Raw genomic sequence first — 20,646 nt, 5'->3', positions numbered from 1 at the left:
TTCCGGAAGGGCTTGACTTCGCCCCAAGCGCGGAATGAACATTCATTCCGTGACTCCTAAGCCCGACTCCAGCCGCCGGGGCGACCTCGCCCAGACCCTCCTCGACGCCGCCATCGACGTGTTCGCCGAGCGCACCTACGAGGGCACCCAGATGCCCGCCGTCGCCCAGCGCGCCCAGGTCGGCGTCGGCACCATCTACCGGTACTTCCCCAGCAAGGAGGCGCTCGGCAACGCCGCCTTCCAGTACGCCAAGGGCGGGCTGCTCGCGGAGTACCGGGCCGCGGTCGCCGAGGGCGGGCCCACCACCTCCACCCGCGAGGAGTTCAGCCGGCTCTGGCGGGGCTTCGCCCGCTACACGGCCGCCCACCACAACGCCTTCGTCTTCCTCGAGCACCAGCAGCACGACACCTTCCTCGCCCCCGAGAGCCAGGCGCTGGCCGCCGAGCTCGACGCGTTCGCCGCCGACTTCATCCTGAGCGGCCAGCTCTCCGGCGAGATCCGCGACGGTGACCCGAAGCTGCTGATCTCGATGGCCCTGGGCGCCTTCGCCGGGCTGCTCAAGCACGTCGGCCCCGGCGGCCTCGCCACGCTCACCCCCGACCAACTCGCCCAGGCCGAGCAGGCCGTCTGGGCCCTCCTGCACCGAGAGGCCTCCGCATGACCACCACCGCCCCGACCTCGGTCCTGATCACCGGCTGCTCCTCCGGCATGGGCCGGCACACCGCTCTCGCACTGCACCGGCTCGGCCACCACGTCTACGCCACCGCCCGCCGCCCCGAGACCCTGGCCGACCTCGCCGCCGAGGGGATGACGGTGCTGGGGCTGGACGTCACGGACGAGACCTCGATGGCCGAGGCCGTCGCCCGGGTTGAGGCCGACCACGGATCGGTCGGGCTGCTGGTGAACAACGCGGGCTTCGGGCTCTACCTGCCGGTGGAGTCCGCCACCACCGAGGAGATCCGCGCACAGTTCGACACCAACGTCTTCGGCCTGGTCCGGATGACCCAGCTGGTGCTGCCCGGCATGCGCAAGGCCGGGCGCGGCCGGATCGTCAACATCTCCTCGATGGGCGGGCGCTTCTCGCCGCCCGGCGGCGCCTTCTACCACGGCACCAAGCACGCGGTGGAGGCCATCAGCGACGCCCTCCGCCTCGAGGTGGCGCCCTTCGGCATCGAGGTCGTGGTGGTCCAACCCGGCCCCACCATCACCGAGTTCGCCGGCACCGCGATAGACACCCTGCAGGCCGCGCCCGACGAGAACGACCCCTACGGCCGCTTCCGCGCCGATCTCGCCACCATGTACGGCAAGGCCTTCAGCCGCAGCAAGGGCGCCGTCCCGGCCGAGGCCGCCACCAAGGTGATCGTCCGGGCCGCCACCACGGCGCGGCCCCGGGCCCGGTACGCGATCGGCGGGCTGGCCCGCTCCACCATGATCGCCCGCCGCCTGCTGCCGGACGCCGCCTTCGACCTGCTGATGCGCTCCAACTTCCCGGTGCCGGCTCCCCGCTGAGCCCGCCCTGCCCGGCCGACCGCACGCCCCGCCGAGCCCCGAGCGCCGGGCGTGAACCCGCGCCGGGCGGGAATGGTCCAGGGGGCCGTCTCCCGCCCGAGCCCCGGAGGGTTCCCGTGTCCGCGTTCTCCCACGCCGAAGTCACCCACCGCACCGTGCCGACCGGCACCGGCCGCATCCATCTGGTCGAGCAGGGCAGCGGCCCGCTGGTACTCCTGGTGCACGGGTTCCCGGAGTCCTGGTACTCCTGGCGCCATCAGCTGCCCGTGCTGGCCGCGGCCGGGTACCGGGCGGTCGCGATCGACGTACGCGGCTACGGCCGGTCCTCCCGGCCGGCCGCCCTGGAGGCCTACCGGATCGGCGAGTTGGCGGCCGACAACGCGGCCGTGGTCCGGGCACTCGGGGCAGCGAGCGCGGTGGTGGTCGGGCACGACTGGGGCTCCCCGATCGCCAGCGCCTCCGCCCTGCTGCACCCGGAGCTGTTTCGCGCGGTCGGTCTGCTCAGCGTGCCCTACGCACCACCCGGCCCGGCCAAACTGACCGAGGCGCTGGCCCCGTTGGCGGGACCGCACGAGTTCTACCTCTCCTACTTCCAGGAGCCGGGCCGGGCCGAGCGGGAGATCGAGCCCGACGTCCGGGGCTGGCTCGCCGGGGCGTACGCCGCGCTGGCCGCCGAGGGGATGGGCACCGGGGTCGACCCGTTCACCGTCCCCGCCGGGGCCCGGATGCGCGACCGCTTCCCCACCGGCCCGCTGCCCGGATGGCTGACCGAGGCCGATCTCGACTTCTTCGCCGCCGAGTTCGAGCGCACCGGCCTGACCGGCGGCCTCAACCGCTACCGCTGCATGGACCAGGACGGCGAAGACCTGCGGGCCCACCACGGCGCCCGGCTCACCCAGCCCTCCCTCTTCATCGGCGGCACCCTGGACGCCCCCACCCAATGGTTCGGCGACCTGATCGCGGACCTCACCTCGACCATGCCCGGCCTGCTCGCCTCGCACGTACTCGAAGGCTGCGGCCACTGGGTGCAGCAGGAACGCCCGGCGGAGACCAACCGGCTGCTGCTCGACTGGCTCGGCCGGCTCGACGGCCAGGGCCTCACTTTCGGGTCACATCGGCTGTGACATCAGCAGCTGGCGCCGCGGGGCGGGCGTCGTTGGGGCGCTTGCCCCGGCGGCGCCCGCCCGACGTGATCCGAAAGAGAGGCCCTGAGCCCGATCAGTCCGCCCAACCGGCCAGGAAGGCCCGGATCGACCGCACTCTGGGGTGGCCCCGCTCGAGGACTCGCTCGGCGTCCGCCAGCAGGGCCCGCGCGGCGGCCCGGGCCGCCGCCGGGTCGCCCAGGGCGGCCTGGGCGTGGGCCAGGTGGAGCCGGGTGGAGAGGGTGTGCGGGTGGTCCGGGCCGAGCACCCGGGCGCGGTCCGCCGCCAGGGCCGCGAGCTCCGCCGCGGCCTCGGCCGGCTGGCCGGTCTGCAGTGCGAACCAGGCCCAGGCACCCCGTACGGCCATCGTGTGCGGATCGTCCGCACCCAGCGCGGCCGCGGCGTCGGTGCCCAGCAGCGACAACTCGAACTGTGCGGCGAGCAGTTCACCGGAGCAGCCGCGGAACCAGGCCAGTCCGCGTCTGGTCGCCAGCGTCTGCGCGTGCCGCGAGCCGAGCACCCGCTCCCGGTCCGCGAGCAGCACCCGCAGCTGCCGGACAGCCCCGACAAGATCGCCGGACTCGCCGATGTAGTAGGCCAGTTGATGCCGGGCGGCGAGGGTGTCGGCATGGTCGGCGCCCAACTCCCGCCCGGCGTCCACCACCAGCGCCTCGAACAGCGGCACGGCCTCGGCCACCGATCCGGACTCGGCGGTGAAGTAGGCCAGTTGGTGCCGGGCCGCCAGCGTCTCGGGGTGGGCCGGGCCGAGCTCGGCGGTCCGGGCGGCCAGGATCGGGCCGAGCGCCCGCGCGGCGGCGGCCGGGTGGCCGGAATCACCGAGCACCAGGGCGAGGGCGAAGTCGGCGCCCGGCACCGCGCCGTCCCGCGCCCGCCGCAGCGCGACGGCGGCGTGGGCGAGCCGGGCCTCCTGGTGCGCCACCAGCCCCAGGTCGTAGCAGTCGGCCGCGCCCAGCCGGGGCAGCAGCCCGTCCCACAGGTGGTCCGGCACGGGCCGCAGACCCGGCCCGTCCAGCAGGTAGTCGAAGGCCGTCCACCCGGCCGCGGCGCTGCCGGTGAGCAGGCTGCTGGTCGCGTGCGCGGGCTGCCCGGCCCAGGCCAGCGCGGGGCCGAGCGGCTCGGGCTTGAGGTCCTCGCCGCCGCGCTCGGCCAGGTACGGCAGGTGCAGCTCGGCCAGCCACTCCTGCGGCAGCGGGCGCCGCAGCCCGAGCCGCCGGCAGTCCACCGCCGCCGCGACCAGGGCCGCCCCGCGCGGGTTGGCGCCGGGCGCCCAGGCGTCCCGCCAGGAGTCGAGCAGCGCGGGTCCGGAGGCCAGCACCTCGCTCACCCCGAACCGGCCGCTGCTGCGCAGCGCCCGCTCGATCCGCGGGTCCCGCGCGCGGAGCCGGGCCCGCTCGCACTCGGGCCCCGACCAGCGGCGGGCGACCCGGACCACCCGGGCCGCCTGGACCACCCCGCGCTCGGTGCGCCACAGATCCCGGTCCGAGCCGGTCAGCCGGCTCTCCTCCCGGGCGTCGTACCGGCGGTGCTCCTCCGCGCGCATGGTGGCCACCACCACGGCCCGGCCAACCCGTTCGGCCAGCAGCGCCCTCAGCTCGGGCTCGGTGAGACCGCCCGCGCCCAGGTAGCCCTCGAGGTCGTCCAGCCAGAGCACCGCGGGCCGCCTGCCGCGCCCCACCAACCGCAGGGCCGCCGACAGATCCGTCCGGCCGAGCGGCCGGACGAAGCGGTGGTCCGGGTACAGCGCCCGGACGCTCTCGTACGCCAGCCGGGTCTTGCCTGCGGCGGACTCACCCACCAGCAGGACGAACTGACAGCCGGCCAGCAGCGAACGCAGCTCCGGCTCGGCATCCCGGGCGATGTACGCGGGCGCACCCTCGGCCGACCACTCGGCCGGGTGCACCCCGGCCGCCACCGGGTCGTCCAACTGGCGCACCAGTGGCACCCGGCCCGCCCGCCCGCGTAACACCCCGTCACCGGCGGGAAGTTCGGCCCGGCTCCGGCCCCCTTCGGCCACCCGGTCGGCGGCGAAGCCGAGCACCGAGGCGAGCGCCCCGACCCCGACCGCCGGTGCCCCCGACAGCCAGACCTGCGACACCGCCGCAGCCGCCGCCCCGCCCGCCACCGCCCCCACGTACACCGGCCACCCCGGCATCGCCAACCCCCGTTACCAGCGGACCACTTGGCCCCAGTGTCTCAACCACCCACCCCCGGGGGAACGGGCCGGGCGGGGCCGCCTGGTGGCCCGGGGCCTGCTTTCCGGGTCACGTCGGCTGTGACATCAGCGGGCGGCGCTGGAGGGCCACTCCCGCCCGTCGGCCGGCAAGGAGGGCGAGCTGCCCTGCGGCCGCCCGGCGTGGTCCGGACGACAGGCCCTAGGGTCGCGGTCATGACCACTACGGAGTCGATTCCACCCACCCCCGGCAGCGAGGCCGCCCGGCCGGTGCCGACCAACGTCCTGGGTCTGCGCGGCGAGTTCACCGATCCGCTGTGGCGGATCAGTGTCCGGCTGCGGCCGGTCGAGGTCGAGTTGCTCCGCACCGAACCGCTGCGGCGCCTGCACTTCGTCACGCACGGCGGCGCCTCGACGCTCAGCACCTTGCAGTCCTACAGCAGGCTCGAGCACACCCTCGGTGTTCTCGCCCTGGTCGCACACTTCCGCCCGGAGGACGAACTCCTCCGGACCGCAGCGCTGTTGCACGACATCGGCCATCTACCGCTGAGCCACACCTTCGAGGGCATCGGCGGCCTCGACCACCACGCCATCGGCGCCCGGCTGTTGCGGGCCGACCCGATCCGGCCGGCCCTGGAGCGGCATGCGATCTCCGCCGGAGCCGTCGCCGCCGTGCTGGACGGCGAGCCGCTCTCGCCCCTCACCGGCCGGTCAGGCCTGATGAACCTCGACCATCTCGACTCCTACGTACGCAGCGGCCGCGCCGCCGGGCACCTCGACGCCGATCCCGCCGCCCTGTTGAGCCGGCTCGACCTCACCGACTCGGCGGTATCGACGGACCCTCGCACGGCCGCCGTACTCGTCGCCCTGGTCCGCGCGGAGGCCCGGCTGCACACCTCCTGGGACAACGCGGGCCCGGTCTCCGTGGTCCGCCGCCTGGCCGGGCGACTGCTCGACGGCGGCACACTCACGCCGGCCCGGCTCGCCCGGCTGACCGACCACCAGCTCTGGTCCGCGTTCGAGGCCTGCCCGGCCACCCGGGCCGAGAGCCACCTGATCCGGTACGAGCCGCACCGCCTGGCGGTGACGCTCGGGCTCGCCCCCGAGGAGAGCACCGGCTGGGACTTCTCCCTGCGCAAGATCTACCGCTCCGCCCCACTGGTGGACGGCCGCCCGCTCGAGGAGGCCGCACCCGGACTCGCCGCCGAGCTGGCCGCCTTGAGCGCGCTGCCCACCGACTTCCACGTCCGCTGGAGCGGGGCGTGAGGGACTGCCTGAGGTCAGTCCCTCACGCCCACGGGCTACGCCTCCGGGTAGCGCCGCGGCGTCCAGACCACCTCGGTGCCGTTGTCGCGGGCGACGGCCTGGGTCTGCGAGGAGCCGATCAGCAGGATGGTCCGCATGTCGACCTGCGCCGGGTCGAGGTCGCCGAGCCGAACGGTGCGCACCCGCTCCGTCGGGCCGCCCACGTCGCGGGCCATCACCACGGGGGTGTCGGCGGCGCGGTACTCGAGCAGCAGTTCCTTGGTCAGCCCCACCTGGGTGGTGCGGCTCTGCGAGCCCGGGTTGTAGAGCGCGAGCACCAGGTCGGCCTCGGCCGCCGCGCGCAGGCGCTTGGCCACCACCTCCCAGGGCTTGAGCCGGTCCGAGAGCGAGACCGTCGCGTAGTCGTGGCCCAGCGGCGCGCCTGCCCGCGAGGCGGCGGCGTGCGCGGCCGTCATGCCGGGCAGGATCCGCACCGGCACCGAGCGGTACGGATCGGCGCAGGCCGCCTCGAGCACGGCGGTGGCCATGGCGAAGACACCCGGGTCACCCGAGGAGACCACGGCGACCTTGCGGCCGCGCCGGGCCAGATCGAGCGCGAACTCGGCCCGCTCGGCCTCGACCTTGTTGTCCGAGCCGTGCCGCAGCTGGCCCGGCCGCACCGGCACCCGGTCGATGTACGTCGTGTAGCCGACCAGATCGGTGGCCCGCGCCAGCGCGCCGCGCGCTTCCGGCGTGAGCCACAGCGGCCCGGCCGGGCCGGTGCCGACCACCACGACCTCACCGACGCCGTCAGAAGCCACCGGACTGCCGTCGTACGGCTGCCCGTCGGAGTCCAGCTGCGCCACCCGACTGGGCAGCACGGCGACCGAGAAGTACGGCACGCCCTCCTCGTCCACCTCGGCCAGCGGAGCCGTCCGCTCCCCCGGCATGAAGGCCCGCTCGACGTACTGCGCCTCAGCCAGGCGGCCCGAGCGCTCCAGCGCGCGCTTCACGGTGGGGAAGGTGCGGCCGAGCTTCATCACCACGGCGGAGTCGGTGGCGGCCAGCCGGGCCGTCAGCTCCTCCTCGGGCAGGGTGCCCGGGATGATCGTGAGCACCTCCTCGGCCTCCACCAGCGGCTTGCCCAGCCGAGCGGCGGCGGCGCTCACCGAGGTGACACCGGGCACGACCTCGGTCGGGTACCGGTGCGCGAGGCGCTTGTGCATGTGCTGGTACGAGCCGTAGAAGAGCGGGTCGCCCTCGGCCAGCACCACCACGTCACGGCCCGCGTCCAGGTGGGCAGCCAGGCGGGCGGAGGCCTCCTCGTAGAAGTCGTCCAGCGCGCCCCGGTAGCCGCCGGGATGGTCGGTGGTCTCGACCGTGATCGGGTAGACCAGCTTCTCCTCGATCTGACTGCCCGTCAGATAGTGCTCGGCTATCGACCGGGCGATCGAGCGGCCGTGCCGGGCGCTGTGGTACGCGATCACGTCCGCCTTGGCGATGAGCCCGGCGGCCTTGACCGTCACCAGCTCCGGGTCACCCGGGCCGAGGCCCACGCCGTACAGGCGGCCGAGCCGACGCTCCGTCGCGTCGGTCTGACGATCCGTCACTCTTCTTCACTCGCAATCGCGTTGATCGCGGCAGCCGCCATCGCGCTGCCGCCCCGGCGGCCCCGGACCACCAGGTACTCCAGGCCCAGCTTGTTTGCGGCCAGGGCGTCCTTGGACTCGGCCGCGCCGATGAAGCCCACCGGCACGCCGATCACGGCGGCCGGGCGCGGCGCACCGGCCGCGATCATCTCCAGCAGGCGGAACAGCGAGGTCGGCGCGTTGCCGACCGCCACCACCGCCCCTGCCAGCTTGGGCAGCCAGAGCTCCATCGCGGCGGCGCTGCGGGTGTTGCCCATCTCCTTGGCCAGCGCGGGCACCGACGGGTCGGAGAGGGTGCAGACCACCTCGTTGTCGGCGGGCAGGCGCTTGCGGGTGACACCGCTGGCGACCATCGAGACGTCGCACAGGATCGGCGCTCCGGCCAGCAGCGCGGCGCGCGCGTCAGCCACCGCGCGGGGCGAGAAGGCCAGGTCCTCGACCAGGTCGGTCATGCCGCAGGCGTGGATCATCCGCACCGCGACCCGGGCGACGTCCTCGGGCATGCCAGCGAGGTCGGCCTCGGCCCGGATGGTGGCAAAGGACTGCCGGTAGATCTCGGCGCCGTCCTTCTCGTACTCGATCACTTCGTCCTCCGGGCCTCGGCCACCGCCGTGGCCATCTGCTCTCTCGTCACTTCGACAACACTCGTGTCCCCAGCCAGGGAGATCCGGTACCGCTCGGGTCCGGTCGCCAGTACGTCCACCCAGGCACCCGACGGGTGCCCGCACCTGCGCTCGCAGCCGGACCAGTGGACCGGCAGTCCGCCGGCCGCCGTCGAGTCCAGCGCCGCGGCGGCGTCCCGCCGCACGTCGGCGAGCGACTTGCCGCACCCGGGCAGCCCGGTGCACGCACTCGCCCCGGCCCAGGCGGACTCCGCCTCGGTCCGCAGCCCGGCCACCGCCAGCTCCGGCAGTGCCGAAGCACCCGCCCCGGGCACCACCACCGACCGCCACGGCGTCACGCGCAGTCCGTCCCCCACCGAAGCCAGCAACCGCCACTGCGCAGCCGTCACCCGCCCGAACCTCAGCCCGACGCAGACAGCCGCGCCGCCCAGCACACCGATGTCCAGCGGCGCCCCGAACCCCGGCAGCGGTTCGCTCCCCGCGTCCAGAGCAGAAACCTCCCGCACGTGCCAGGCCCCGCCTGCCACCGCCAGGAACTCCACCGCCGCCGCGACCGCCGCCGCGACCTCGCCCCCGGCCGCGACAGCACGCGCGGTCCGAGCCCGCCCGAGGCGCAGCAGCGCGCCCCCGCCCGCCACTGCGATCAACGTCACATCGGCGTCCAGCGCCGCGACGTCCCCCCGCCCGTCGTCCAGCGCGAACAGGAACTTCCCCGACAGCCCGGCGGCAGCCGCCGACGCACACAGCGCCGCGTCCAGCGCCCGCACCCACCCCTGGACGTCCGCGTACCCGAGCCCGTCCAAGCCGGCGGCCGGCGAGGCCACGATGTTCCGTACCCGCTCGTGGGTGTCCGAGGGCAGCAGCCCGGCGGACCGCAGCCGCCGCCCGAGCTCCAGCCCCGAATCGGCGGCCAGCCCCCGGAGTTGGACGTTGCCCCGCGAGGTGGTCTCCAGCGCGCCGTCGCCGAGCTCGTCCGCCGCGTCCGCGAGCGCGAGCGCCTGCCGGGACGTCAGCAACCCTCCCGGTATCCGGACCCGGGCGAGGGCGCCGTCGTCGGCGGCGTGCAGCCGCAGGGCGCCCGGGCAGGCGTCCGACTGCGCCCGGCCGGGGCGGCCGGGGCCCGGTTCGGTGGCGGAGGGTCGGGGTGACATGGCCGCGAGCATACCCACGATCCGCCCGGGCACAGCTGCTGTGTGGATCACACCGGTCACCGGGCGCTCTGTCCCCGTCACCTGGCACCCCGTACGATGCTGCCGGGCGTCCCTCGCGGCCGCCCACGCCAGCGACGGCGCTTCACGGAGGAAACCGGTGCAAAACCGGTGCGGTCCCGCCACTGTGACCTCGGCTCACTGGCCGAGGAAGTCAGGAACTCCTGCCGTCCTCGACTCACCCCACGGGGCGCGGACCCCGAGGAAGGCCCGACCATGCCTGTGCTGGGGCGTCAACCCCGGGGGCGCGGGGCTCTGCTCATCAACAGCAGGCGCGCCCAGCCGCCCATCGCCGTACCCGGTTGCGCGCATCGTCCCGCTCGTCCCCGCTCCGGTTGCCCTGAGCAGTCCAAGCTCCACGCCGCAGCCCGCAGCGCGTACTCACCGCTCCGTCCCCCCGCCTGGGGCATCCACAACCTGGCCGGGAGGCCCTCCGCATGATCCTGCTGCTCTCCACCTCCGACACCGACCTGCTGAGCGCCCGCGCCTCGCAGGGCCCGGTCGGCTTCCGCCTGGGCAACCCGGCCCGGCTCTCCCCCGAGGAGCTCCCCGGGCTCCTCGACGGCACCGAGCTGGTGGTGGTCCGCCTGCTCGGCGGCCGCCGCGCCTGGCAGGAGGGGCTGGACGCGCTGCTCGCGGGCCCGCGCCCGGTGATCGTGCTGACGGGTGAGCAGGCCCCGGACGCCCAGCTGATGGAGCTCTCCACCGTGCCCGCCGGCATCGCCGCCGAGGCGCACGCCTACCTCGCGCACGGCGGCCCGGCCAACCTGGCCGAGCTCGGCGCCTTCCTCTCCGACACCGTGCTGCTCACCGGCCACGGCTTCGCCGCCCCGGCCTCCGCCCCCGAGTGGGGCCCGCTGGAGCGCACCGAGGCCAACGAGAGCGGCCCGAGCGTGGCCGTCCTCTACTACCGCGCCCACCACATGAGCGGCAACACCGGCTTCGTCGAGACGCTCTGCCAGGCCCTCGAGGCCCAGGGCGCCCGCCCGAAGCCGCTCTACTGCTCCTCCCTGCGCGGCGCCGCCCCCGAGCTCCTCGCCGAGCTGGCCGGCACCGATGCGATCATCACCACCGTCCTCGCGGCGGGCGGCACCAAGCCCGCCGACGCCCAGGCCGGCGGCGACGAGGAGGCCTGGGACGCGGGCGCGCTGGCCGCCCTGGACCGCCCGATCCTGCAGGCGCTCTGCCTGACCTGGTCCCGCGAGCAGTGGGAGGCCAGCGACGACGGCCTCTCCCCGCTCGACACCGCGACCCAGGTCGCCGTCCCCGAGTTCGACGGCCGCCTGATCACCGTCCCGTTCTCCTTCAAGGAGCTGGACGAGGACGGCCTGACCGTCTACGCGGCCGACCCCGAGCGGGCCGCCCGCGTCGCCGGCATCGCCGTCGCGCACGCCCGGCTGCGCCACACCCCGGCCGCCGAGCGCCGCCTCGCGCTGGTGCTCTCCGCGTACCCGACCAAGCACGCCCGGGTCGGCAACGCCGTCGGCCTGGACACCCCGGCCAGCGCGATCCGTCTCCTCCACCGCCTGCGCGAGGAGGGCATGGACCTCGGCACCGACCTCCCGGGCCTGGACGTCGACAGCGACACCGACTCCGGCCACGAAGGTGACGCCCTCATCCACGCCCTGATCGCGGCCGGCGGCTACGACCAGGACTGGCTGACGGAGGAGCAGCTCGCCCGCAACCCCGTCCGCATCCCCGCCGCCGACTACCGCCGCTGGTACGCCACCCTCCCGGCCGGCCTGCGCGAGCAGGTCGAGGAGCACTGGGGCCCGGCCCCTGGCGAGCTGTACGTGGACCGCTCGCAGAACCCGGACGGCGACATCGTGCTCGCCGCGATCCGCTCGGGCAACCTGCTGGTCCTCATCCAGCCGCCGCGCGGCTTCGGCGAGAACCCGGTCGCGATCTACCACGACCCGGACCTGCCCCCGAGCCACCACTACCTGGCCGCCTACCGCTGGATCGCGGCGGCTCAGGAGGACAACGGCTTCGGCGCCCACGCCGTGATCCACCTCGGCAAGCACGGCAACCTCGAGTGGCTGCCCGGCAAGACCGCCGCCCTCTCCGCCGAGTGCGGACCGGACGCCGTGCTCGGCGACCTCCCCCTGGTCTACCCCTTCCTGGTCAACGACCCGGGCGAGGGCACCCAGGCCAAGCGCCGCGCCCACGCGACCCTGGTCGACCACCTGGTGCCGCCGATGGCCCGCGCCGACTCCTACGGCGACATCGCCCGCCTGGAGCAGCTGCTGGACGAGCACTCCAACATCGCGGCGATGGACCCGGCCAAGCTGCCCGCGATCCGCGCCCAGATCTGGACGCTGATCCAGGCCGCCAAGCTCGACCACGACCTCGGTCTGGACGAGCGGCCCGAGGACGACGGCTTCGACGACTTCCTGCTGCACGTCGACGGCTGGCTCTGCGAGATCAAGGACGTGCAGATCCGCGACGGCCTGCACGTGCTCGGCCAGGCCCCGGCCGGCACCGACCGGGTCAACATCGTCCTTGCCATCCTGCGCGCCCGCCAGATCTGGGGCGGCGTCAGCGCCCTGCCGGGTCTGCGCGAGGCGCTCGGCCTGGACGAGGCGGCGCTCACCCTCGGCGCCACCGACGCGGCCGAGGCCAAGGCCCGTGAGCTGGTCGAGGCGATGGAGGCCCTGGACTGGGCCCCCGAGGCGGTCGAGAAGGTCGCGGAGGGCCTGGGCCAGGACGTCAAGAACGTCCTCGCCTTCGCCGCCACCCAGGTCGTCCCCCGTCTCGCCAGGACCACCGACGAGCTGGACGCCGTGCTGCACGCGCTGAACGGCGGCTTCGTCCCGGCCGGCCCGTCCGGCTCCCCGCTGCGCGGGCTGGTCAACGTGCTGCCGACCGGCCGCAACTTCTACTCCGTCGACCCGAAGGCCGTGCCCAGCCGCCTCGCCTGGGAGACCGGCCAGGCGCTGGCGGACTCCCTGATCGAGCGCTACCGCGCCGACAACGACGGCGCCTACCCGCCCAGCGTCGGCCTCTCGCTCTGGGGCACCAGCGCGATGCGCACCGCTGGTGACGACATCGCCGAGGCCTTCGCCCTGCTGGGCGTCCGCCCGGTCTGGGACGACGCCTCCCGCCGGGTCACCGGCCTGGAGCCGATCCCGCTCGCCGAGCTGGGCCGCCCCCGGATCGACGTCACGCTGCGCATCTCGGGCTTCTTCCGGGACGCCTTCCCGCACGTGGTCGCCCTGCTGGACGACGCCGTCCGGCTGGCCGCCCGCCAGGAGGAGGCGGACGCGGACAACTACGTCCGCGCCCACGTCCAGGCCGACCTCGCGGTGCACGGCGACGAGCGCAAGGCCACCGTCCGCGTCTTCGGCTCCCGCCCGGGCACCTACGGCGCCGGTCTGCTCCAGCTGATCGACAGCCGGGACTGGCGCACCGACGCCGACCTCGCCGAGGTCTACTCGGTCTGGGGCGGCTACGCCTACGGCCGTGACCTCGGCGGCCGCCCGGCCCGCGAGGAGATGGAGACGGCGTACAAGCGGATCACGGTGGCGGCCAAGAACACCGACACCCGCGAGCACGACATCGCCGACTCGGACGACTACTTCCAGTACCACGGCGGCATGGTCGCCACCGTGCGCGCGCTCACCGGCAAGGCCCCGGCCGCGTACATCGGTGACTCGACCCGCCCGGAGACGGTCCGCACCCGCACCCTGACCGAGGAGGCGGCCCGGGTCTTCCGCGCCCGGGTGGTCAACCCGCGCTGGATGGAGGCCATGCGCCGTCACGGCTACAAGGGTGCCTTCGAGATGGCCGCGACCGTCGACTACCTGTTCGGCTACGACGCCACCACCGGCGTGGTCGCCGACTGGATGTACGAGAAGCTCACCCAGGAGTACGTCCTCGACCCGACCAACCGGGAGTTCATGAACGAGGTCAACCCCTGGGCGCTGCACGGCATCAGCGAGCGCCTGCTGGAGGCCGCCGAGCGCGGCCTGTGGGAGCAGCCGGACCCTGCCCTGATCGACGCGCTGCGCACCGCCTTCCTGGAGACCGAGGGCGACCTCGAAGGCGACGACGCCTGATCTCTGTCGTCACCAATAGCCGGCCCGCGAGCACACGCTCGCGGGCCGGCTTTTTTTTCAGGGCCGTGAAACACCACGCAATTGCGTTGTTCCGAACGCATCGCCCGCCTCCGGGGGACTGGTCTAGACCAAGCATGCAAGGGCATCCGGCGCCGCGTCAACCCCTGCCCTGGCAGCTTCCTGACGTGCCGTCGAACGGTGGACGGTCCTTGACCGCCCGTTGGTCCACCTCGTAGGGTCAGGGCCGATTCAACACAGCACCTCCACATCTACGAATGAGTGGTGGAGTTGCCGAAATCGTCCACTCCCTCATTTTGGACGATGTCCAGGAATTCACCACCGAATGCTTCGAATCAGTCGGGGAGCTTTTCCGCCCCCGAAGATCTCGTGGTGCACCGAGACATCCACGACCGATTTCTGCGCGGCGAGATCGCCACCGGAGACCGGTGCATGCTCTGAGAGAAGGAACCCCCTTGAGTCCTGTCTTCCTGTCCGGCGCCGTCATGACCCATCCGAGACGGATCGAGGCGGCCCGGGCCCTCGCCGCGGCGGACCCGCAGGGGCGCATCCGCGTCGTGGCCGACCCCGATCCCACCGGGCCGCCGACCGCCCTGCGCGTCGCCGACCCGTCCTGGAGCTGCGTCGCCCCGGAGGCCACCCACCACCTGGTGCTCCAGGACGACGTGCTGCTCGCGGCCGGGTTCTTCGAACACCTCGAGCAGGCCGCCGCGGCCGCCCCGGGCGAGGCGGTGGCCTGCTACGAGGGCTGGGACGGCCGCAACAGCGGAGTCGTCCGGCTCGGGGCGCTGCTCGGCGCCGCCTGGGCGTACGCCATCGACGAGCACGTGCCCTCGCTCGCCCTGCTGCTGCCGGCCGAAGCAGCCCGCGGCTACCAGGAGTTCGCCGCCGCCCACGGTGACGGCTGGCCCTATGACGTGGTGATCCAGCGCTACCTGAAGCACCTCGGCATCCCCGTCCGGATCGCCGTCCCCAGCACCGCCGACCACGACGACCTGCCCAGCATCGCGGGCAACAGCTCCCACGGCTGGCGCTGCGCCACGTATTTCACCGAGCAGGCCGCCCGGGCGACCCCGGCCGGTCCGGCCGACTGCGCGGACTTCTCCGTGGTGCCCTTCTACCAGTACGGCTGGGCCCGCTGCGCCGTGCGCCACGACTCCGGGTGGGAGTACCTGGAGACCGAGCGGTACCTGCGCCGGGCCGGAGTGCTCGACGCCTGCCTGGCGGCGTTCGACGCGGCGGCGCGGCCCGACCTGCCCGCCGAGGTGTGCCGCGAGGTCTGGCTCACCGGCTTCGCCACCGGTCTCGTGCTGGCCGGGCTGACCAAGGAGGACCCGGCACCGGAGGTCGCCGCCGCCGTGATGGAGTCGCTCGGCCCGGGCGGGCTCTGCGAGGAGTACACCCGCGCCGAACTGCTGCCGATGATCCCGCCGATCCGCGACCTCGCACTGGCCGCCCTCGCGGCGGGCCGGGCCACCGAGAGCACCGGACGGCCCCCTGCGCCGGCCACCGTCGCCGTGAGCGGACGACCCGGATACGCTGCCCAACTCACCGGCCTGCTGAGCGACTTGGGGCACCAGGCGGCCCCGCTCGGCACACCGGGCCCCACCACCCTGATCCACCTGGGCGATCCGCTCGCCCGGCCGGTCGCCGAAGTCCTGGCCGCCGCACGGCAGTCGGGCGTGCGCCGACTGGTCTACGCCGGGTCGACCGCCGTCTACCGGGGCGCGCCGGACAGCGCCGAGGACAGCCTCACCGCGTGCCCGCAGGACGGTACGGCGGCAGCCTGGTGGAGCGAGGAGCAGGCCTGCCTCGCCTGGGGCCGGGCGCAGGGCGTCCCCGTCCAGATCGTCCGCTTCGCCGAACCGGTCGGCCCGCACGCCCCGTTGGAGGGCGCCCTCGCCACCTGGATGCACCGGGCCTGGACGCGCCTCCCGCTACCGGTGGCGGCCGGCCCGCGCACCCACCAGCTGACCGACTACCGCGACCAGGCCGGGGCGCTCGCCGCCGTACTGGCCCACCCGGCCGGCCCGGCGGTGCTCAACGCCGCCTCCGCCACCCGCACCGAGCAGGAACTCGCCGAACTGGTGGCCCAGGTGGCCCGTCGCACCCCTTGGGAAGCGACGGCCGCTCCCGCCCCGCACACCCCGCCGGTGTCCACGGCCCGGATCACCGCCGACCTCGGCTGGACCCCCTCCGCCGACCTCGTCCAGGGCGCCCGCGCCCTGGCCCAGTGGCTGGCCTGCGACACCCACGACACCCCCACGGACCCGTTCGGCGGACCGGCGCGATGACCGACCGACCGGACTTGGCCCACCCCGGGACGACGGTCCGTCCCGAGACGACGGCCCACCCCGAGACGACACGCCGGCCCGAGGCCGAAGCCCGGCCCGAGGCGGCAGGCCTCTTCGCCCGGCCCCACGCCGCGGCCTCGGCCACCTTCACGGCCGTGATGTTCCTGACCGGCTTCGCGGCCCTGGCCGTCATGCCGATCCTGCCGACGGCGGCCCGGGAGCTGGACGGCGTGGCGCTCTTCCCCGTGGTGGCGGGGTGCTTCGTCGCAGCGAGCCTGCTCGGCGGGGTGCTCGGCGGCCACTGGGCGGACCGCGCGGGCGCCCGGCGACCGCTGGCCGCCGGGATGGTCCTGTCCGTCCTGACGCTGGTGGTCTCCGCCACCAGCGGCTCGATCTGGCAGCTCGCGGCCGGCCGGTTCCTGGACGGCCTGGCGGCCGGGATGGTCGCCGTCTCCGTCACCACCGCGATCGGCCAGGCCTATCCCGAGCACCTGCGCCCCCGGATGCTCGCCCTGCTGAGCACCAGCTGGATCGTCCCCTCGCTCGCGGGCCCGCCGCTGGCCGGGCTGGTCGCCGAGTGGTGGTCGTGGCGGGTCGTCTTCTACGGCCTGGCGGCACTGACCGTGCTCCCCGCCCTCGCCCTCGTCCTGGTCCTCCGCGCCGGCCCGGCGCCCGGGCCGGACGGCTCCCAGCCGACCGGCTCGCGCCCGCCGGTGCTGCTCGCCGCCCTGCTCAGCCTGGGCGCGGCCCTCGGCCAGTACGGCGTCTCGGCCTGGGACGCGCGGCACCTGCCGTTCGCCGCGGCTGGCATCGGCCTGCTCGTGGTGTTCGCCCCCCGGCTGCTGCCCGCGGGCACCTGGCGGGCCCGGCGGGGGCTGCCGACGGCGGTGCTGCTGCGCGGGCTCACGGCAGGCACGTACTTCACGGTCGAGGCCCTGGTGCCGCTGATGCTGGTCACCGAGCGGCACGTGGCGGCGGCGGTCACCGGCATCGCCTTCACGGCCTCCGCCGTGGTCTGGTCGGGCGCCTCCTGGGTGCAGGGCAAGCTGCTCCAGCACGTCGCCCGGCACCGCCTGGTGGTGGTCGGCGCGGTGGTCATGGCCGTCTCGGTCGGCCTCGCAGCCGCCGGTTCGCTGCCCGGGGTGCCCCCGCTCACGGCGGCTGCCGCCATGCCGCTGTCGGCCGCCGGCATGGGCCTGCTCGACCCCTGCGTCACCGTGCTGTCCCTGAGCCACAGCCCGACCGGTCGGCAGGGCTGGGTGACGAGCGTGATGCAGACCACCATGAACCTCGGCCAGGTCGTGCTGCTGGCATCGGCCTCCGTCGTACTCAACGGCTTTCTCACGGCCGGTAGTTCGCAGCTCCCCGGGTACGCCGCCGCCTTCGCGCTGCTCCTGGTGCCGATGGCGCTCGTCGCCCTGCTCGCCGGGCGCGCCCGCGCCGCGTGAGCACCGCTACCTCAGAACCGCTGTCTCAGCACTGCTGCCTCAGCACTCCTACCTCAGCACTGCCACCTCGGAGAGGACCACTGTGCCCACTGATCTGGTCGTCATAGGTCTCGGCTACGTCGGACTGCCGCTCGCCCGCGAGGCGACTGCCTCCGGGCTGACGGTGGCCGGGCTCGACACGAGCGCCGGGCTCGTCGCGAGTCTGAACTCCGGTGTCTCGCACGTCGACGACATCACCGACGCCGAGGTCGCCGCCATGCACGCGGCCGGGTTCCGCGCGACCACCGACGAGAGCGTGATCGCCGGAGCCGCGACCGTCGTCATCTGCGTGCCGACCCCGCTCGCCGAGCACGGCGGGCCGGACCTGGCCATGGTCGAGTCCGCCTGCGCGGCCGTCGGCCGCCACCTGCGGCCCGACACCCTCGTGGTGCTGGAGTCCACCACCTACCCCGGCACCACCGACGAGGTGGTCCGCCCGATCCTGGAGCGCTCGGGCCTGCGCGCCGGCGCCGACTTCCACCTGGCCTTCTCCCCCGAGCGGGTCGACCCCGGCAACACGGTCTACGGCATCCGCAACACCCCCAAGGTCGTCGGTGGCCACACTCCCGGGTGCACGGCCGCGGCCGCCTCCTTCTACGGCAAGCTGGTCGACGAAGTCGTCCAGGCCGCAGGCACCCGCGAGGCCGAGATGGCCAAGCTGATCGAGAACACCTACCGGCACGTCAACATCGCGCTGGTCAACGAGATGGCGGTGTTCTGCCACGAGCTGGGCATCGACCTCTGGGACGCGATCTCCTGCGCAGCCACCAAGCCCTTCGGCTACCAGGCCTTCCGCCCCGGTCCGGGCGTAGGCGGCCACTGCATCCCGATCGACCCCAACTACCTGGCCCACAAGGTCCGCACCCTCGGCTACCCGTTCCGGATGGTCGAGCTCGCCCAGGAGATCAACACCCGGATGCCCCGGTACGTGGTCGAGCGGGTGCAGCACCTGCTCGACCGCACCGGCCGCACGCTCAGCGGCGCCCGGGTGCTGCTCCTCGGCGTCACCTACAAGGCCGACATCGCCGACCAGCGCGAGACCTCGGCCCGCGATGTCGTCCGCCGCCTGCGCGCCCTCGGCGCCGAGGTGACCTTCCACGACCCGTACGTACCCGCCTGGGAGGTCGACGGCGTGCCGGTCACCGCCACCGCCGCCGAGCTGCCCGAGGCACTGGCCGCGTCCGACATCGCCGTCCTGCTGCAGCGCCACCGCGCGTACGACCTCGACCAGCTCGCCGCCCACGCCCCGCTGCTGCTCGACACCCGCGGCGCGCTGGCCCCGCAGGCGCACGTCGAGCGTCTGTGACCCGAAGTCCCCCACTACTTCCTCAGGAGCAACTGACATGTGCGGTATCGCAGGCTGGGTCGACTACTCCCGGGACGTCGCCCGGTACCAGGACATCGCCGAGGCCATGACCGTGACGATGGCCCGGCGCGGCCCGGACGCCACCGGCACCTGGTACGGGCGGCACGTCGCCCTCGGCCACCGACGGCTCTCCGTCATCGACCTCGAGGGCGGCTGCCAGCCCATGGCGGCCGACGAGGGCCCCGGCGCCCGGGCCGCGCTGACCTACAGCGGCGAGACCTACAACTTCGAGCGGCTGCGCGCCGAACTCGCCGCCCTGGGCCACCGCTTCAGGACCCGCAGCGACACCGAGGTGGTGCTGCGCGCCTACCTCCAGTGGGGGCCCGGCTTCGCCACCCGCCTGGAGGGCATCTACGCCTTCGCGATCTGGGACGCCGACCGCGAGGAGCTGCTGCTGGTCCGGGACCGGATGGGCGTCAAGCCGCTCTACTACGCGACCACCCCGACCGGCGTGCTGTTCGGCTCGGAGCCGAAGGCGATCCTCGCCCACCCGGACTTCAAGGCCGTGCTCGACGCGGACGGGCTGCGCGACGTGCTCTCGGTCGCCAAGGTCCCGGGCCGGGCCGTCTTCCGGGGCATGCGCGAACTCCCCGGCGGCTGCACGCTGCGCGTCTCCCGCTCCGGCGCCCGGGAGGAGCGCTACTGGCAGCTGCGGGTCGCCGAGCACACCGACTCGCTGGAGCAGACCATCGGTACCGTCCGCGGGCTGCTCGAGACCGTGGTCACCGAGCAGATGGTCGCCGACGTGCCGCTCTGCACCCTGCTCTCCGGCGGCCTCGACTCCAGCTCGCTGACCGCTCTCGCCGCGCGCATCTCGACCGCCCAGGGCGGCGGGCGGATCCGCTCCTGCTCGGTCAGCGACCCGGACCTCGACGGCACGGCCGGCCGCGCGGCCAACGAGGACCACATCTACGCCCGCATCCTCGCCGAGCACGTCGGCTCCCTCCACAGCGAGCTGCCGCTCAAGGCGCCGGACCTGCTGGACCCGGCGCTGCGCGCCTCGGTGCTCACCGCCTACGACCTGCCGATCGCCAAGGGCGACGAGCACGCCTCGCTGCACCTGCTGTTCCGCCTCGTCCGGCAGCACTCCACGGTCGCCCTCTCCGGAGAGTGCGGCGACGAGGTCTTCGGCGGCTACCGCTGGCAGCGCGAGCCGGACACGGTGTTCTCCCCCACCTTCCCGTGGGTCCACGAGGGCCGGGCCGCCTACCAGGGCAACGACGTCCTCTTCGCCCCCGACCTGCTGGCCAAGCTCGACCTCGCCGCGTACGAGCGGGACAGCCACAGCGCCGCCGTCGCCGAGATCTCCGCCCACGAGCACCTCGCCGACCCGGCCGAGGCACGCTACCGCGAGGTCACCTACCTGGCGCTCACCCGGCACGCCCAGGTGCTCTTCGATCGCAAGGACCGGATGAGCATGGCCTGCGGGCTCGAAGTCCGGGTGCCGTTCGCCGACCACCGGCTGGTCGAGTACACCTTCAACGTCCCGTGGGCGATGAAGAGCTTCGACGGCCGCGAGAAGAGCCTGCTGCGGGCCGCCATGCGGGACCTCCTCCCCGAGGCCGTGGCCCAGCGGATCAAGACCCCCTATCCGTCCATCCGCGCCGAGGCTTACGACCGGACGCTCCGCGAGCGGCTGGCCGGGACGGTCCGGACCGGCGAGAGCCGGCTGGCGCCGTTCTTCTCCGAGCAGCTGAAGAAGGCCGTCGCCCGCGAGGGCGCGGCGGCGCTCGAACGGGGGATGAGCCGCGCGGCCCTGGAGACGACGCTCCAGCTGCACGAGTGGCTGAGCGGCTACGACGTCGAGGTGGTGCTCTGAGCGCCGCTGCTCCCCCGTCCCGTCGAATCTGACGGTT

At 74.2% G+C, this 20,646-nt stretch carries 13 protein-coding genes and 1 riboswitch; of the genes, 9 read left to right on the top strand and 4 right to left on the bottom strand.

Annotation, left to right across the window (positions count from 1 at the left end; translation table 11 throughout):
- Positions 1 to 49: 49 nt before the first annotated feature.
- From ABT095_RS00275 to ABT095_RS00265, 3 genes are all read left to right on the top strand, one after another.
- Entirely contained in the window at positions 50 to 661 is a 612-nt protein-coding gene (locus ABT095_RS00275; RefSeq protein ID WP_350526963.1) for a TetR/AcrR family transcriptional regulator, read from the top strand.
- Positions 658 to 1,509: an oxidoreductase gene (locus ABT095_RS00270; protein WP_350526962.1), complete on the top strand. Its 852-nt coding sequence runs from the start codon at positions 658 to 660 to the stop codon at positions 1,507 to 1,509. Before ABT095_RS00275 ends, ABT095_RS00270 begins: the two co-directional genes overlap by 4 nt.
- A 116-nt stretch (positions 1,510 to 1,625) precedes the next feature.
- Positions 1,626 to 2,633 carry an alpha/beta fold hydrolase gene (locus ABT095_RS00265; RefSeq protein WP_350526961.1) on the top strand — a complete coding sequence of 336 codons (1,008 nt, stop codon included), beginning with the start codon at positions 1,626 to 1,628 and terminating at the stop codon, positions 2,631 to 2,633.
- A gap of 94 nt (positions 2,634 to 2,727) precedes the next feature.
- Here ABT095_RS00265 and ABT095_RS00260 read toward each other — a convergent pair whose 3' ends face one another.
- Positions 2,728 to 4,824, bottom strand: coding sequence for a tetratricopeptide repeat protein (locus ABT095_RS00260; RefSeq protein WP_350526960.1), 2,097 nt, complete (start codon positions 4,822 to 4,824; stop codon positions 2,728 to 2,730).
- Positions 4,825 to 5,058: 234 nt separating this feature from the next.
- Here ABT095_RS00260 and ABT095_RS00255 point away from each other — a divergent pair, with 234 nt between their 5' ends.
- On the top strand, positions 5,059 to 6,108 hold the full coding sequence (locus tag ABT095_RS00255) for an HD domain-containing protein (protein ID WP_350526959.1): 1,050 nt from the start codon (positions 5,059 to 5,061) through the stop codon (positions 6,106 to 6,108).
- 35 nt (positions 6,109 to 6,143) lie between these two features.
- Here ABT095_RS00255 and ABT095_RS00250 read toward each other — a convergent pair whose 3' ends face one another.
- The 3 genes from ABT095_RS00250 to ABT095_RS00240 are packed head-to-tail and all read right to left on the bottom strand — an operon-like array spanning position 6,144 to position 9,522.
- Entirely contained in the window at positions 6,144 to 7,697 is a 1,554-nt protein-coding gene (locus tag ABT095_RS00250) for a precorrin-2 C(20)-methyltransferase (protein ID WP_350526958.1), read from the bottom strand.
- Positions 7,694 to 8,320 carry a precorrin-8X methylmutase gene (locus ABT095_RS00245; protein ID WP_350526957.1) on the bottom strand — a complete coding sequence of 209 codons (627 nt, stop codon included), beginning with the start codon at positions 8,318 to 8,320 and terminating at the stop codon, positions 7,694 to 7,696. The genes ABT095_RS00250 and ABT095_RS00245 overlap by 4 nt, the downstream gene beginning before the upstream one ends.
- On the bottom strand, positions 8,317 to 9,522 hold the full coding sequence (locus tag ABT095_RS00240; protein WP_502884770.1) for a ferredoxin-like domain-containing protein: 1,206 nt from the start codon (positions 9,520 to 9,522) through the stop codon (positions 8,317 to 8,319). The genes ABT095_RS00245 and ABT095_RS00240 overlap by 4 nt, the downstream gene beginning before the upstream one ends.
- Positions 9,523 to 9,628: 106 nt before the next feature.
- A riboswitch (cobalamin riboswitch) is annotated at positions 9,629 to 9,753 on the top strand.
- A 251-nt stretch (positions 9,754 to 10,004) separates the two neighbouring features.
- Here ABT095_RS00240 and cobN point away from each other — a divergent pair.
- The 5 genes from cobN to asnB all read left to right on the top strand — a co-directional run bounded on the left by cobN (position 10,005) and on the right by asnB (position 20,609).
- Complete coding sequence (gene cobN / locus ABT095_RS00235; RefSeq protein WP_350526955.1) at positions 10,005 to 13,625, top strand: cobaltochelatase subunit CobN; 3,621 nt, start codon at positions 10,005 to 10,007, stop codon at positions 13,623 to 13,625.
- 473 nt (positions 13,626 to 14,098) lie between these two features.
- Positions 14,099 to 15,937 carry an NAD-dependent epimerase/dehydratase family protein gene (locus ABT095_RS00230; RefSeq protein WP_350526954.1) on the top strand — a complete coding sequence of 613 codons (1,839 nt, stop codon included), beginning with the start codon at positions 14,099 to 14,101 and terminating at the stop codon, positions 15,935 to 15,937.
- Complete coding sequence (locus ABT095_RS00225) at positions 15,934 to 17,385, top strand: MFS transporter (protein WP_350526953.1); 1,452 nt, start codon at positions 15,934 to 15,936, stop codon at positions 17,383 to 17,385. The genes ABT095_RS00230 and ABT095_RS00225 overlap by 4 nt, the downstream gene beginning before the upstream one ends.
- 82 nt (positions 17,386 to 17,467) lie before the next feature.
- Positions 17,468 to 18,730, top strand: coding sequence for a nucleotide sugar dehydrogenase (locus ABT095_RS00220; protein ID WP_350526952.1), 1,263 nt, complete (start codon positions 17,468 to 17,470; stop codon positions 18,728 to 18,730).
- Between the two features lie 37 nt (positions 18,731 to 18,767).
- Positions 18,768 to 20,609, top strand: a complete 1,842-nt coding sequence (asnB, locus tag ABT095_RS00215) for an asparagine synthase (glutamine-hydrolyzing) (protein WP_350526951.1) — start codon at positions 18,768 to 18,770, stop codon at positions 20,607 to 20,609.
- Positions 20,610 to 20,646: the final 37 nt, after the last annotated feature.

The organism is Kitasatospora sp. NPDC002227 (assembly GCF_040296285.1).
In the GTDB taxonomy this organism is placed as follows: domain Bacteria; phylum Actinomycetota; class Actinomycetes; order Streptomycetales; family Streptomycetaceae; genus Kitasatospora.
This window is presented reverse-complemented; position numbering and strand designations above follow the sequence as displayed.

Excerpts from the sequence above, each read along its gene's own strand:
- ABT095_RS00225 (WP_350526953.1), top strand. The coding sequence starts at position 15,934 with ATGACCGACCGACCGGACTTGGCCCACCCCGGGACGACGGTCCGTCCC.
- cobN (WP_350526955.1), top strand. The coding sequence starts at position 10,005 with ATGATCCTGCTGCTCTCCACCTCCGACACCGACCTGCTGAGCGCCCGC.
- ABT095_RS00255 (WP_350526959.1), top strand. The coding sequence starts at position 5,059 with ATGACCACTACGGAGTCGATTCCACCCACCCCCGGCAGCGAGGCCGCC.
- ABT095_RS00240 (WP_502884770.1), bottom strand. The coding sequence starts at position 9,522 with ATGCTCGCGGCCATGTCACCCCGACCCTCCGCCACCGAACCGGGCCCC.
- ABT095_RS00260 (WP_350526960.1), bottom strand. The coding sequence starts at position 4,824 with ATGCCGGGGTGGCCGGTGTACGTGGGGGCGGTGGCGGGCGGGGCGGCG.
- asnB (WP_350526951.1), top strand. The coding sequence starts at position 18,768 with ATGTGCGGTATCGCAGGCTGGGTCGACTACTCCCGGGACGTCGCCCGG.
- ABT095_RS00270 (WP_350526962.1), top strand. The coding sequence starts at position 658 with ATGACCACCACCGCCCCGACCTCGGTCCTGATCACCGGCTGCTCCTCC.